The organism is Actinoplanes sp. TFC3 (genome assembly GCF_001553785.1).
GTDB lineage: Bacteria > Actinomycetota > Actinomycetes > Mycobacteriales > Micromonosporaceae > Actinoplanes.
On the sequence record NZ_LOJP01000001.1, the window covers coordinates 3,479,280 to 3,491,752 of the forward strand.

Consider the following 12,473-nt stretch of genomic DNA (forward strand, 5'->3'; position numbering starts at 1 on the left):
TCACCGCCCTGCTCGACCAGGTCCTGCCCAAGCCGGGCACCGGCCCCTCCGAGCAGACCCGCCGCGACGGCCACTTCACCACTGACGCCTTCACGACCACGACCACTGGCGCGCACTTCGCCGCCCGCTTCAAGGCCAAGGGAGATCCCGGCTACGCCGCCACCGCGGTCATGCTCGGGCAATCCGGCCTCGCGCTGGCCCTCGACCGCGACGCCCTGCCCGACTCCCCCGGCGGTGTCCTCACCCCGGCCACCGGCATCGGCGACGCGCTCGTCGCCCGGCTACGCGCCGCCGGCGTCGAGATCTCCGCCGGTCCGTGCTGACCCGGCCGGGCGGGACGGTCGGCGAACGGGGTCAGGCGGCGGCACCGCGCAGAACCGCGTCCACCAGCGCCTCCGGGAAGCCTTCGAAGGGCACCGCCGGGTTGTAGGTGAACACGTTCTGCGCGAGGCTGGGCGCGGTCAGCAGCAGCAGGGTCAGCTCGATGTCGAGGTCCGCGCGCAGCTCCCCGGTCTCGATGCCGCGGCGCAGCACCTCGCGCAGCAGGTTGCGCCGTGGTTCTTGGATCTTCTGGAACACCGCGTGCAGGTCGGGGCGCTTCACCATCTCCGGCATCAGGCAGGCGGTGGCCCGGCTGTAGGTCTCGCTGCGCTTGGTGCGGCCGTACGAGACGAGCATGATGATGTCGTCTCGCACGGACTCGCCGGCCGGGACCGGCAGGGGGCCCTTCATGCGGCCCACCGCGTCGATGAGCAGCGCCTCCTTGTTGGGCCAGCGCCGGTAGATCGTCGCCTTGCCCACGCCCGCCTTGGCTGCCACCGACTCGATGGAGACCGCGTCCGCGCTGTGGCCCGAGCTGAGCAGCGCGATCACCGCCTCGAGGATCGCGTCGTCGGCGCGGGCGTCGCGGGGCCGGCCGGGTGTCTTGCGGCCCTGGCCGGTTCCCGCGTCCGCGCTGACAGTCGTCATGTGCTCCATTGTTACCGAGCTTTCACTCTTCGACCATCAGGGGTGGGCGCACCTCGAGCGAACCTCCGCCCGCAACCATGGCGCGCCTTGAGCGAATCTCCGTCAGGCCTCGACCAGCTCGACGCCCTGCTCCTCGGCCAGCCCTTCGGCAGAGGTGGGAGCCGGTGCCTGCGCGGGCCGCTTGCCGGGCAGCCAGAGCAGCGCGACAAGCGCACCGAGCAGCGCAAAGCCGGTCGCTCCGACGGACGCCCAGTGCAGCGCGGTCATGAACGCGTCGTTGGCTCCGGCGATCAGCGTCTGCCCCGCGGGCCCGGCCTGTGCCGCCGCGGTGTAGGCCCCCGAGATGGATTCCTCGGCGACCTCACGCGCGGCACCCGGCAGGTTCTGGGTGACCGAGGTGACGTCGTCGCGGTAGACCGAGGAGAGGATCGCGCCCAGCACGGCCACGCCGAGGGCTCCGCCGACCTGCCGCACGGTGTTGCTGACGGCCGATCCGACGCCGGCCTTCTCGCGGGGCAGCGCGGCCATGATCGACTCCGTGGCCGGGGGCATGACGTTGGCCATGCCCACGCCCATGACGAAGAACAGCGCGCCCACGACTGCGATCGGGGTGGTCTCGGTGATGAACACCCAGCCGAACAGACCCGCCGCGACCAGCAGCAGTCCCACCACGCTGACCGCCTTGGGGCCGAACCGCTTGACCATGGCAGCACTGCGCGGGGCGAAGACAATCTGACCCACGGCGAAGGGTACGAACAAAGCGCCCGAGGCCAGCGGACCGTACCCGCGCACCAGCTGCAGGTAGAACGCGCTGAAGAACATGGCCCCCATGGCTGCGAAGAACACCAGCCCGACCATGCCCGTGGAGGCGGAGAACTGCCGGTTGCTGAACAGTCGCACGTCCAGTGAGGGGAACGCGATGCGGCGCTCGTACACGATGAACGCGGTCAGCACGACGACCGCGCCGGCCAGGCTTGCCCAGGCACGCACGTCACCGAAGCCGTCCTCGCCGCCGGTGATCACACCGTAGGTGAGCAGGCTCAGCCCGAGCACCGACAGCAGCACGCCGGCGATGTCGATGCGCCCGGGCTTGGGGTCGCGCGATTCGGGCACGAGCACCACCAGCAGCACGATGCCGATGACCACGATGGGCACGTTGATCAGGAAGACCGAACCCCACCAGAAGTTCTCCAGCAGCAGCCCGCCCACGATCGGGCCGGCCGCCGCGGCGATGCCGACCGCGCCGGCCCAGACGCCGATCGCACGGCCGCGCTCGTGCGGCTCGAAAACGTTGGCGATGATGGAGAGCGTGGCGGGCATGACCGCCGCGGCGCCGAGGCCCATCAGGGCACGTGCTCCGATGAGCTGGCCGGGCGTCTGGGCGTACGCGGAGAGCAGCGACGCCACGCCGAAGACCACGAGCCCCGCGATGAGGCTGAGGCGCCGGCCGAAGCGGTCGGCCAGGATGCCGGCGGTGAACAGCAGGCCGGCGAAGACCAGGGTGTACGAGTTGATGGCCCATTCAAGCTGACCCTGATCGGCGCCCAGGCCGTGCTGCGGGTCGGCGATGGTGCGCATCGCGACGTTGAGGACGGTGTTGTCCAGAACGACGACAAGCAAGCTGATGACCAGAACACCGAGAATCGCCCACCGCCGTGGGTGCCCCGTCTGCGGTTGTTCCATGAGAATGCTCCTACCGAGCTCGACCACGATACGATACGGAACAGTTCCGTATCTTGGACGAACCCTACCGAGCTCTCATGCGATACGGAACCGTCTCGTATTTAAAGTGAGCCGCGTCACGGCATTGATCAGGGCAGGAGCACAATTTTTGCGGCCACGCTCACCCCGGGCACGCCCTCGCCAACCTCATCCACCACGCCGGCCGCATCGACGCCGGGCACGTGCGGGAATGCCGGCTCCCTCATCGCGCGCAGCCGCCCCGACCGCAGATACCAGCCGGCCGGCGTCACACCGGGCTCCTCAGCCCGTCTTCTGCAGCGCCAGCCCAGGCTGGTTGATCTCAGCCCACACCTCATCCAGGGAAAGCCCCAGCACATCCGCGATCGCCGCAATGGTCGAGAAAGCGGGAGTCGCCACCCGACCGGACTCGATCTTGCGCAGGGTTTCCGGGGATACCCGGGCGTGCAGGGCGATCTCCAGCATCGGGCGGTTTGCCCGCGCGCGGCGTAGCAGGGCGCCGAGGCGCTGCCCGCGCTCGACCTCAGCGGGGGTGAGCGGCAACCTGACCATGGCAGCGATTCTAGACCGGGCTACCATGACCGGGATAGTTATTGGTTCCCCCCGGACCGGTGCGGGTGCGGAATCGAGGCACGACTGAGCAAGCGTGGACCATCGAGCATGAAGAGGGCGATCCATGATCGACATTTTTGATCCCAGCGACCTGCCCCGGGCCCGGGTCACCGGTGCACTGGTTGCCGACATCCTGCAGACCTTGAAGGCGCGCAGCGTGGTTGGCACCAACCTGCTCGACATCGACCGGTGGGCGAAGGCCATGATCCTCGAGGCCGGGGCGCTGTCCTGCTACGTCGACTATGCCCCGTCGTTCGGGCGCGGGCCGTTCGGGCACTACATCTGTACGTCGGTGAACGATGCCGTGCTGCACGGGCTGCCGCACGACTACACCCTGGTCGACGGCGACCTGCTGTCGCTTGACCTGGCGGTTTCCACCGGGGGCATCGTGGCCGATTCGGCCATCAGCTTCGTGGTGGGCCAGACGCCGCGGCCCGGGGACCTTGCGCTGATCACGGCCACCGAGCAGGCCCTGAAGGCCGCCATTGCCACCGCGGCTCCTGGCGTACGCACCGGCGACCTCTCCCACACCATCGGCTCGGTGCTGACCGGGGCGGGCTACACGGTGAACACCGAGTTCGGCGGGCACGGCGTCGGGTCGACGATGCACCAGGATCCGCACGTGTCGAACAACGGCAAGCCCGGCCGCGGCTTCACGTTGCGCCCCGGACTGCTGCTCGCCTTGGAACCGTGGGTGATGGCGGACACCGACAAGCTGGTCACCGACGCGGACGGCTGGACGTTGAAGAGCGCGACCGGCTGCCGCACCGCTCACAGCGAGCACACCATCGCCATCACCGAGGACGGCGCCGAGATCCTCACCCTGCCGTCCCGCGCCTGAAAGAGTCCAGCCCGCAAGAATTCAACTCGGCCAGCAGCCGCAGCGACACCCGAACCGTCTCAGCCATGGCCTCCCGAGCGGGCGCAAGATAGCGGCGTGGATCGGTGACTCCGGCGTGGGCGCCGAGCGTTTCGCGTACCGCCGCGGTGAAGGCTTTGTTCAGGGCCGTGCCGATGTTGACCTTGACCATTCCGGCGTGCACGGCGGCGACCAGTTCGTCGTCCGGCACCCCCGAGGAGCCGTGCAGCACCAGTGGCACGGGCACGGCGTCACGCAGCCGGGCGATCAGGTCATGGTCGAGTTTCGCGGTGCGCGTGGCCATGGCGTGCGACGAGCCGACCGCCACCGCGAGCGCATCCACACCGGTCGCCGCAACGTAGCGAGCAGCTTCGACGGGGTCGGTCCGCACCCCGGGCGCATGGGCGCCGTCCTTCCCGCCGACCTCCCCGAGCTCACTTTCCACCCAAAGCCCCGCGCGGTGCCCGCGAGTCACCGCGGCTGCGGTCAAGGCGACATTTTCCGGGTACGTCCGCAGCGCCGCGTCATACATGACCGACCCGAAACCGCAGCCGGCTGCCTGGTCGAACAGTTCGTCGCTGACAACATGGTCCAGGTGCAGCCCGACGGGCACCCCGGCCAGCGCCGCGATGCTCCGCGCGGCGGCGGCGATCGGAGCCAGCCGGCCATGGTGGAAACGCACCGCGTTCTCGCTGATCTGCAGGATCACCGGCAGCCCAGCCGCCTCGGCCCGGGTGACCACCGCCTCGGCATGCTCGACAGTGATCACGTTGAACGCACCTGTGGCAGTACCCGCAGCCCTGGCCGCGGCGACGATCTCGCCGGTCGGAGTGAACAAAACTGGTCCTCTCAGCGCGCAACGTTGCCAACGACATGGGCGGGCAGCAGACGACGGTAGGTGGGCAAGTCGATGACGCCCGCGGCCGGGGCGGCGACGGCGGCAGCCGACAGAGCCACCACGTCGGTGAGCAAAGCGGGCCACGGCGTGCCGTCCCGCAGGCCCCGGGCGAGGGCAGCCACGCAGGCGTCCCCAGCTCCGGTCGGGTTGCCGGTGAGCTGCTCGGGCGGCTCGGCTCGCCAGGTGCCGGACGCAGTACAGGCCACCAGCCCGGCCGGACCGTGCGAGACGACGACTGCTCCGGGGCCGGGGGCAGGCACGCCGTCGGGAAACACCTCGGCGAGCTCGGCGGCGTTGGGCTTGGCCAGGTCCGGGCCGGCCGCCCAGCCGTACCGTAGAGCCTCGCCGCTGGTGTCGAGCACGGTTCGCGCGCCGGCCGAAGCAGCCAGGCGAACCAGCTCGGCGTACCCCTCGATCGGCACTCCGGGCGGCAGGGAACCGCTGAGGGCGACCACATCGCCCTCGCCCACCAGGCGGCCGAACCGGTCCAGGAAGGCCGCCCACTCCGCCGCGCTGATCTCCGGGCCCGGCTCCCAGAAACCGGTGGCGTCCTCGCCGTCGGCGACCGCCACGGTGCGCCGGGTCTCCCCCGCAATCGGCACGAACGCCGCCGGGATGCCCTCGGTCGTCAGCAGCGCCTCGACGCGGCTGCCGGTGTTGCCGCCCAGCAGGCCGGTGGTCAGGACGGGTTCCCCGAGCGCGTGCAGCACGCCGGCCACATTGATGCCCTTACCGCCCGGACGTTCGTGCACCGCTGTCACCCGATGCGTGCCGTGCGGGATCAGGGCGGCGACCGTGTACGTGAGGTCCAGCGCCGGGTTGAGGGTGACGGTGATGATCATGCGGTGAGGGCGGCGGTCGGCATGGAGGGCTCCTGCGAGCGCTGATCTGCCCCGCCTCGGGTGACGCTCGAAACGCTCGCGGCCCTGGCGATCGGGTGCCGGGCTGGGTACCGGCTGGGCTCGATCTCTGCCGCCGATTCAACTGATCGAATGAACAGGTGTCAATAGCGGTTTGCGCGCGTATGGTGCTCGCGAGCGGTTGATTGGCACGGAAATCGGCAAGTGAGCATTCTGGAATGTTCATATGGACAGGAGATGGTTGTGGACGTGCTGGTGGTCGGCGACGCCAATCCGGACCTGGTGCTGCACGGCGATGCCCGGCCGCGGTTCGGGCAGGCCGAGCAGTTGCTGACCGGCGCGGATCTGGTGCTGGGGGGCTCCGCGGCGATCACGGCGGCGGGCTGCGCGCGGCTGGGATTGGACACAACGCTGCTGACGGCGCTGGGCGAGGACGTGTTCGGGGCGATCACCCGGCAGCACCTGCGGGATCGCGGGGTCACTGTGGAGCTGGCGAGGACTGAGAACGTACCCACCGGTTTGAGCGTGATTCTGAACCCGGACGACAAGGACCGGGCCATTCTGACGTTGCCCGGCACCATTCCGGCGCTGCGGCCGCAAGACGTCACCGACGAACTGCTGAGCACCACCCGGCATCTGCATGTGGCCGCGCTCTATCTGCAACCGGAATTGGCGCAGGGACTGGCGGACGTGTTCGCGCGCGCACGGCAAGCGGGCGTGACCACCTCACTCGACACCAACTGGGATCCGGCCGAGCACTGGGCGTCGATCACCGCCATTCTGGCGTACACCGATGTTTTTCTGCCCAATGCCACCGAACTGCGCGCGGTGACCCGGGAGGACGACGTTGAGGTAGCCGCGGCAAAACTGGTGGCTGCGGGCACCACAGTGGTGATGAAGAACGGGGCTGCTGGGGCGAAGGCGTGGAATTCCGACGGGGAATGGGCCGCTGCTGGACGTACCGTCGATGTGGTGGACACGACGGGGGCCGGGGACAGTTTCAACGCCGGGTTCCTGGCCGCAATGCTCACGGGGTTGCCGGTTTCCGAGGCAATCGGGTGGGCGGCGGTGGCGGGTTCGCTGAGCACCCGGGCGGCAGGCGGAACTGCCGCCCAGGCGACGACAGCGGACCTCAGCCTTTGAGCCCGGTGAAGGTCATGGTCGCGATGAACCGGCGCTGAGCCACCAGGAAAGCGACGATCAGCGGCAGGGTGGCAATGACATTGCCCGCCATCAACTGCGCCCATTCGGTACGGCGGGTGCCCTGGAAACTCGCCAGCCCCACTTGCAGCGTGAACTTCGTGTCGTCGGAGATCGCCACCAGCGGCCACAGCAGGTCGTTCCAGCTGGACAGCAGCGTGAACACCGCCAGGGTGGCCAGCGCCGGGCGGGCTAGCGGCAGCACCACGCTCACAAAGGTGCGCAACGTGCTGCAACCATCCAGGGTGGCCGCTTCCTCCAATTCCACCGGCAGGCCCAGAAAGAACTGGCGCATCAGGAAGATGCCGAACGCCGACGCCAGCCACGGCACGAAGGCAGCCGCGAGCGTGTCCACGAGACCGGCCTGCGCGAACATCAGGTACGTGGGGATCATCAGTAGTTGAATGGGAACCATGACCGTGGCAACGATGGCCAGGAAAGCCAATCCGCGGCCGGCGAACTTGAGCCGGGCGAAACCGTAGCCGGCCAGCGAGCACAGCACCAGGTGCGACACCACGGCGATCGCCGAGACCAGCACGGTGTTGGCGAACCAGCGCAGGATGTGCGATTCCCTGAGCAGTTGCGTGTAGCCGGTCAGGTGCAGGCCGGCCGGGATGACCTTCGGCGGGAACTGGTTGATCTCCGCGGTGGTCATGAACGAGGTGAGGACCATTTGCACCAGCGGCAGCACGAAGATCAGGGCGAGCGGCATCAGCAGCAGATGCCAGGGGCTGAACGGCAGCCGGCTTCTTTTCACAACGCCTCCGATCCGGTGCGCCGGCTGTACCAGAGCACGCCCAGGGTGAGCAGCATGGTGACCGCGAACAACAGGTACGCCAGCGCCGCGCCATATCCGAGCCGCTGGGTCTGGAAGGCCAGTTCGTAGATGTAGTAGACGATCGTCTGGGTGCTGTTCATCGGGCCGCCGCGGGTGGTGGTCCAGATCAGGTCGAACAATTGCATCGCGGTGATGGTCTGCCAGATAGCGGTGAACACGGTGACCGGTCGCAGCTCGGGCAGGGTGATGTGCAGGAACACCCGCAAGCGGCTCGCGCCGTCGACGGTCGCCGCTTCGACGAGTTCCTGCGGGATGTCCTGCAGCGCGGCCAGGTAGACCACCGCGCAGAAGCCGACCTCGCCCCACAGCGCGATGAGGCAGATGACCAGCAGCGCCTGGCCCGGGTTCTCCAGGAACCCCTGGGCGGGCAGGCCGAGCCGGCGCAGGGTTTCGTTCGCCGCGCCGAACTGCGGGTTGAACACGAAGCTGGCCAGGATGCCAGTGGCCGCGGCCGAGGCGACGTACGGCACGAAGATGCACGTGCGGTAGAAGCCGATCAGCCGGATCTTCTGGTTGAGGGCTACCGCGATGAGCATGCCGAGCAGGATCGAGCCGGGCACGAACAGCACGGTCAGCAGCAGGGTGTGCTGGGCCGCCGCGGCCGCATCGGGGTCCTGCACGAGGTTGCCGTAGTTGGCCCAGCCCACGCCGGTCGCCGGGGAGATGCCGTTCCACTTGGTGCGGGAGATGAACAGCGCCCACACCGCGGGGAAGATGGACAACCCGATCACCAGGGCGGTCGCCGGGGCCGCGAACCCCCAGCCGGTCAGGTTGCGGCGCAGGGCCCGGCCGCGGCGTGAGCGGGCGCGTGATCCGAGGTCCTGCGGCTGCGTACGCGGGGTCGCCGCGAACGTGATGCTCATCAGTTGTCCAGCACGGAGGCGGACTTCTTGGCGGCCTCGTCCAGGGCCTGCCGGGGTTGCTTGGCGCCCTGCAACACCTCGGCGATGGCGTCACCGACGTTGCGGCTCATCGTCTCGTAGCCGGCCACTGTCGGGCGGGCCTGCTTGGCGTTGACCAGGTTGTCGAAGAACTTCTGCCCGCCCGGGTACTCGTGGACGTACCTCTGGAACTCGGGTGTGTCCTTCTCAGAGGTCCGCAAGGGCAGGTTGCCGACGGTGAGGTTCCACTTGGCATCGGTCGCGGCGCTGGTCAGCCACTTGATGAAGTCGCGCGCGGCGCCGGCCTGGTTGGCGTTGTCGTGGTTGAACAGCACCCACAGGTCGGGGCCGGAGACGGTCTGGTGGTCGCCGTTGACGCCGGGCAGCCCGGCCACGCCGTACCCGAAGCGCGCCTTCTTGAGGTCCAGCAGGGACCACGGCCCGTTGATGATCATGCCGATGTGGCCGCTGGCGAACAGCGGCACGTATTTCTCGTCGGTCTGATCCAGGTACATCGACTTGTCGTCGACGGCCATCACGCGCAGCGTCTCGAGCGCCTTGACCCCGGCCTCGGAGTTGAACCCGGGCTTCTTGCCGTCGAGGATCTGACCGCCGTTCTGCCAGAGCAGCGGCCAGAGATGCCAGGTGGTGTCCTCGCTGCCGGAGACCGAGTACGCGGTGCCGTACGTGTTCGTCGAGGAATCTGTGAGTTTCTGCGCCGCACTGCGGAAGTCTTCCCAGGTCCATTCGTCGCTCGGGTACTGCACGCCCATGGCGTCGAAGAGTTCCTTGTTGTAGATGACCGCAAGGTTGTCGACCAGCGCGGGAACCCCGATGACCTTGCCGTCGATGGTGGCCGTGGCCCGGGCCGCGGCGGGCATCTCCTGCCAGGCAAACGAGGGATCACCGACGAAGGCGGTGAGATCCTGCGTACGGCCGCTGGCGCCGAGCTCACCGGCCCAGCTGCCGAACGCATAGGAAATGTCGGGATAGCTGCCGCCGGCGAACCCGGCCGACAGCTTGGTGAGCAGGTCGTCGGTGGTGGTGGCCCCGGGCGAGGTCTTGATGGTGACGTTGGGATGCGCGCTGTGGTACTCGGCGGCGAGCTTCTCGGCGACCGTCTCGGCCTCCGTGGTCTGCCCGGTCCACCAGGTGATCGTGACCGCGGCACCCGGGTCGTAGCCCGCCGCCGCGTCTTTGCCGTTGTCGCCGCCGGTGCCGTTCATGCTGCAGGCGCCGAGCAGGCATACCGCGCTTCCGGCGGCCAGCAGCCGCATCAACAAAGTCACCACGAACCTCGCTCCTTGAAGGTCAGGCTCCGTCGGTCAGCACTACCGAACGGGTCAGCAGTCGGGGGGTGTCGGGGTCGAGACCGCGGTGCGCGGCCAGGGCGATCGCGAACCGCTGGGCCAGCACGAGCTGCGCGAGCGGGTCGAGCTCATCGCGGTACGTGGTGGCGCCGGCCGAACGCCCGACGTCGTCGAGACCGGCGGGCACACCGCGGTAGGAGAAGATCAAGCTGCGCTCGGTGGCCACGGCAACCGGGCCGTGCCGGAAATCCATTGCCGGGTACGACTCGGAGTAGGCCTGTGCAGCCTCGCGGACCTTGAGCGCCGCCTCGTGGGCGAGCCCGACGGTCCAGCCGGTGCCCAGGAAGACCAGGTGTTCGATCTTCGCCGGGTCGGCGGGCAGCGGCGCGGCGAGCGCGGCGCGCCCGTCGTCGGCCAGGTGGGTGAGATCCTCGCCGAACGCCGCGCGGGCCAGGGCCAGCACGGTGGTCGGGAAACGGGTCTGCACAACGCTTTTCTCGTCGGCGAGCGCGAGCAGGAGCCGCGAGTCACTCAGCTCGTCGATGGGCATGGCGCCCACAGCGGTGATCGCCACCCGGTGGGTGCCCTCGGGAACCTGGCGCAGCGCGTCGAGCACTTCGGTGGAGGTGCCCGAGCGGCTGACCGCAACGACCCGGTCGTAGCGGCGCCGCGGCCGGTACTCCGAGGCGCACACCGCGTCGGTTTCGCCGAGCCCAGCGCTTTCGCGCAGCTCGGCGATGCTCTGAGCGACGAACCAGCTGGTGCCGCAGCCCAGGACCAGGACCCGCTCGCCCGGGGCAGCGAGCTGCTCGCGGGCCTCGCCAGCGAGCGTGGCCAGGGCCTGCTCCCAGACGGCGGGCTGGCTGGTGATCTCCTCGGACGTGTGTTTCATGGTCGAGAATTATGCTCGTTTGTTTTCGTTTCACAAGATCCGTGCAACAAACGAGCAATCCACATTGCGTGTTATCTAACGCAGCGTGTCGGGGATGAGGTCGCCGTGCGCCGCGGTCAGCTCGTCGCAGAGCTGCCAGATCTGGTCCACGGTCAGCGTTGCAGCCGTGTTCGGGTCGGCCATGGCGGCCTGGCGGACCATCCGCCTGTCGCCGGTCACCGCGGCACGCACCGTCAATTCGCCAACGGAAACGAAACTGCGATTGAGTGCTGCGCATTGCAGCGGCAGATCGCCGACATGCTCCGGGCGGACCCCGAGATGATCAACGACGCAGGGCACCTCCACGGCGTACCCCTGCGGCAGGTTGGTAATGAGACCGTGGTTGGCCACATTGGCGTGAATGGTGCGCAGGGTGCCGGTCACCATGCTGTGAATGACCTGCGGCGCATATTCGGTGGCGTCCCGGCTGACATCCAGAGGTTCGCCGGCCAGCACCGCCTTGCGGGTGGCGTGGTATTCCTCGACATTACCGGCACTGATCTGCAGATAATCGCCCACCGGAATGCGCAGGCGATCAATTTCGGCATCATGGTGCAGATACCACGGCACATATTCGCTGGAATGCTCACTGGTCTCGGTTGGGAAATAGCCGAGCCGCCGGTACATGTCCATGCGCACCCGCCGCCGCAGCTCGCCATCGCCGGCCAACCGCGCGTCCAGCTTCGGATAGAGGCTCTCACCCCGGTGTTCCCACCGCAGCAGCCACGCCTGATGGTTCACCCCGGCCGCGCGATAATCAACTTCCTGCAGGGGTACGCCGACAAGTTCACAAAGATCGTGCACGGTCCAGAACACCGAGTGGCACAACCCGACCGCTTTCACGTCCGGCGCCACGTTCGCCAGGTAACCGATGTTCATTGCCATCGGATTCGTATAGTTGAGAAGCCACGCGTCGGGGCACAGCTCGCGCATGTCTTTCGCAATCGCCTCGAGTACCGGGAAGGTGCGCAGCGCCCGGAAGATGCCGCCGATGCCCAGCGTGTCGGCAATGGTCTGGCGCAGCCCGTATTTCGCCGGAATCTCGAAATCGCGCACGGTGGCGGCGTGCATGCCGACCTGAATGGCGTTGATGACGAAATCGGCGCCGTCCAGTACTGCTCGGCGGTTCAACGACGCGGTGATCGCCGGCTTGGCGCCCAACTGCTCGGCGATGCGGCGGGCGATGGCCCCGGCGGTTTCCAGGCGTTCGGCGTCGATGTCGTGCAGGGCCAGCGTGACACCCTTCAACTCGTCGAAGGACAGGATGTCGGCGAGCAGTTCGCGGGTGAAGACCACACTGCCGGCGCCGAGAAAAGCGATCACAGTCATGGCGGGATCCTGGCCGGATGAGCGGTGAGCGCGCAAGGAATTCTGGTCAATCGCTTGGAAACGAACTACGCTGACTGATCGTTTG

General features: G+C 68.3%; 12 protein-coding genes and 2 pseudogenes. 3 read left to right on the forward strand and 11 right to left on the reverse strand.

Annotated elements, in window-relative coordinates; genetic code table 11:
• Nucleotides 1–323, forward strand: a pseudogene (locus TFC3_RS15670) (enoyl-ACP reductase); the annotation flags it as partial.
• Nucleotides 324–354: 31 nt separating this feature from the next.
• Here the strand turns inward: TFC3_RS15670 and TFC3_RS15675 are convergent.
• The 4 genes and pseudogenes from TFC3_RS15675 to TFC3_RS15685 all read right to left on the reverse strand — a co-directional run bounded on the left by TFC3_RS15675 (nucleotide 355) and on the right by TFC3_RS15685 (nucleotide 3,222).
• Nucleotides 355–969 (reverse strand): TetR/AcrR family transcriptional regulator, encoded by a 615-nt coding sequence (locus TFC3_RS15675; protein ID WP_067506798.1) that lies wholly within the window; start codon nucleotides 967–969, stop codon nucleotides 355–357.
• Between the two features lie 102 nt (nucleotides 970–1,071).
• Complete coding sequence (locus TFC3_RS15680; protein ID WP_067500368.1) at nucleotides 1,072–2,652, reverse strand: MFS transporter; 1,581 nt, start codon at nucleotides 2,650–2,652, stop codon at nucleotides 1,072–1,074.
• Between the two features lie 161 nt (nucleotides 2,653–2,813).
• Nucleotides 2,814–2,945: pseudogene (locus TFC3_RS40470) on the reverse strand (NADP-dependent oxidoreductase); the annotation flags it as partial.
• Nucleotides 2,946–2,952: 7 nt separating this feature from the next.
• Nucleotides 2,953–3,222, reverse strand: a complete 270-nt coding sequence (locus tag TFC3_RS15685) for a helix-turn-helix domain-containing protein (protein WP_067500370.1) — start codon at nucleotides 3,220–3,222, stop codon at nucleotides 2,953–2,955.
• A gap of 124 nt (nucleotides 3,223–3,346) precedes the next feature.
• Between TFC3_RS15685 and map the strand changes: the two genes are divergently transcribed.
• Nucleotides 3,347–4,123 carry a type I methionyl aminopeptidase gene (gene map, locus TFC3_RS15690; protein ID WP_067500372.1) on the forward strand — a complete coding sequence of 259 codons (777 nt, stop codon included), beginning with the start codon at nucleotides 3,347–3,349 and terminating at the stop codon, nucleotides 4,121–4,123.
• On the opposite strand, the gene TFC3_RS15695 is transcribed toward map, so the two are convergent.
• Entirely contained in the window at nucleotides 4,101–4,979 is an 879-nt protein-coding gene (locus TFC3_RS15695) for a class II fructose-bisphosphate aldolase (protein WP_067500375.1), read from the reverse strand. The genes map and TFC3_RS15695 overlap by 23 nt on opposite strands.
• Nucleotides 4,980–4,990: 11 nt before the next feature.
• Nucleotides 4,991–5,881, reverse strand: a complete 891-nt coding sequence (locus TFC3_RS15700) for a 1-phosphofructokinase family hexose kinase (RefSeq protein ID WP_067500377.1) — start codon at nucleotides 5,879–5,881, stop codon at nucleotides 4,991–4,993.
• A gap of 255 nt (nucleotides 5,882–6,136) precedes the next feature.
• Between TFC3_RS15700 and TFC3_RS15705 the strand changes: the two genes are divergently transcribed.
• Nucleotides 6,137–7,042, forward strand: coding sequence for a carbohydrate kinase family protein (locus tag TFC3_RS15705; protein WP_067500379.1), 906 nt, complete (start codon nucleotides 6,137–6,139; stop codon nucleotides 7,040–7,042).
• On the opposite strand, the gene TFC3_RS15710 is transcribed toward TFC3_RS15705, so the two are convergent.
• The 5 genes from TFC3_RS15710 to TFC3_RS15730 form a co-directional block, all read right to left on the reverse strand.
• Nucleotides 7,032–7,856, reverse strand: coding sequence for a carbohydrate ABC transporter permease (locus TFC3_RS15710; RefSeq protein WP_067500381.1), 825 nt, complete (start codon nucleotides 7,854–7,856; stop codon nucleotides 7,032–7,034). The two genes, TFC3_RS15705 and TFC3_RS15710, sit on opposite strands and share 11 nt — an antisense overlap.
• Nucleotides 7,853–8,800 carry a carbohydrate ABC transporter permease gene (locus TFC3_RS15715; RefSeq protein ID WP_067500383.1) on the reverse strand — a complete coding sequence of 316 codons (948 nt, stop codon included), beginning with the start codon at nucleotides 8,798–8,800 and terminating at the stop codon, nucleotides 7,853–7,855. The genes TFC3_RS15710 and TFC3_RS15715 overlap by 4 nt, the downstream gene beginning before the upstream one ends.
• A complete protein-coding gene (locus TFC3_RS15720; RefSeq protein ID WP_082772081.1) occupies nucleotides 8,800–10,110 on the reverse strand; it encodes an ABC transporter substrate-binding protein in 1,311 nt (436 codons plus the stop codon). The genes TFC3_RS15715 and TFC3_RS15720 overlap by 1 nt, the downstream gene beginning before the upstream one ends.
• Before the next feature lie 19 nt (nucleotides 10,111–10,129).
• Nucleotides 10,130–11,020, reverse strand: coding sequence for an SIS domain-containing protein (locus TFC3_RS15725; RefSeq protein WP_067500387.1), 891 nt, complete (start codon nucleotides 11,018–11,020; stop codon nucleotides 10,130–10,132).
• Between the two features lie 75 nt (nucleotides 11,021–11,095).
• On the reverse strand, nucleotides 11,096–12,388 hold the full coding sequence (locus tag TFC3_RS15730; RefSeq protein ID WP_067500389.1) for an alpha-glucosidase/alpha-galactosidase: 1,293 nt from the start codon (nucleotides 12,386–12,388) through the stop codon (nucleotides 11,096–11,098).
• Between the last annotated feature and the right edge of the window lie 85 nt (nucleotides 12,389–12,473).

Bases quoted from the DNA above. Each gene is read 5' to 3' on its own strand.
- TFC3_RS15700 (WP_067500377.1), bottom strand. From the start codon at position 5,881: ATGATCATCACCGTCACCCTCAACCCGGCGCTGGACCTCACGTACACG.
- TFC3_RS15705 (WP_067500379.1), top strand. From the start codon at position 6,137: ATGGTTGTGGACGTGCTGGTGGTCGGCGACGCCAATCCGGACCTGGTG.
- TFC3_RS15730 (WP_067500389.1), bottom strand. From the start codon at position 12,388: ATGACTGTGATCGCTTTTCTCGGCGCCGGCAGTGTGGTCTTCACCCGC.
- TFC3_RS15725 (WP_067500387.1), bottom strand. From the start codon at position 11,020: ATGAAACACACGTCCGAGGAGATCACCAGCCAGCCCGCCGTCTGGGAG.
- map (WP_067500372.1), top strand. From the start codon at position 3,347: ATGATCGACATTTTTGATCCCAGCGACCTGCCCCGGGCCCGGGTCACC.
- TFC3_RS15675 (WP_067506798.1), bottom strand. From the start codon at position 969: ATGACGACTGTCAGCGCGGACGCGGGAACCGGCCAGGGCCGCAAGACA.
- TFC3_RS15685 (WP_067500370.1), bottom strand. From the start codon at position 3,222: ATGGTCAGGTTGCCGCTCACCCCCGCTGAGGTCGAGCGCGGGCAGCGC.
- TFC3_RS15715 (WP_067500383.1), bottom strand. From the start codon at position 8,800: ATGAGCATCACGTTCGCGGCGACCCCGCGTACGCAGCCGCAGGACCTC.
- TFC3_RS15680 (WP_067500368.1), bottom strand. From the start codon at position 2,652: ATGGAACAACCGCAGACGGGGCACCCACGGCGGTGGGCGATTCTCGGT.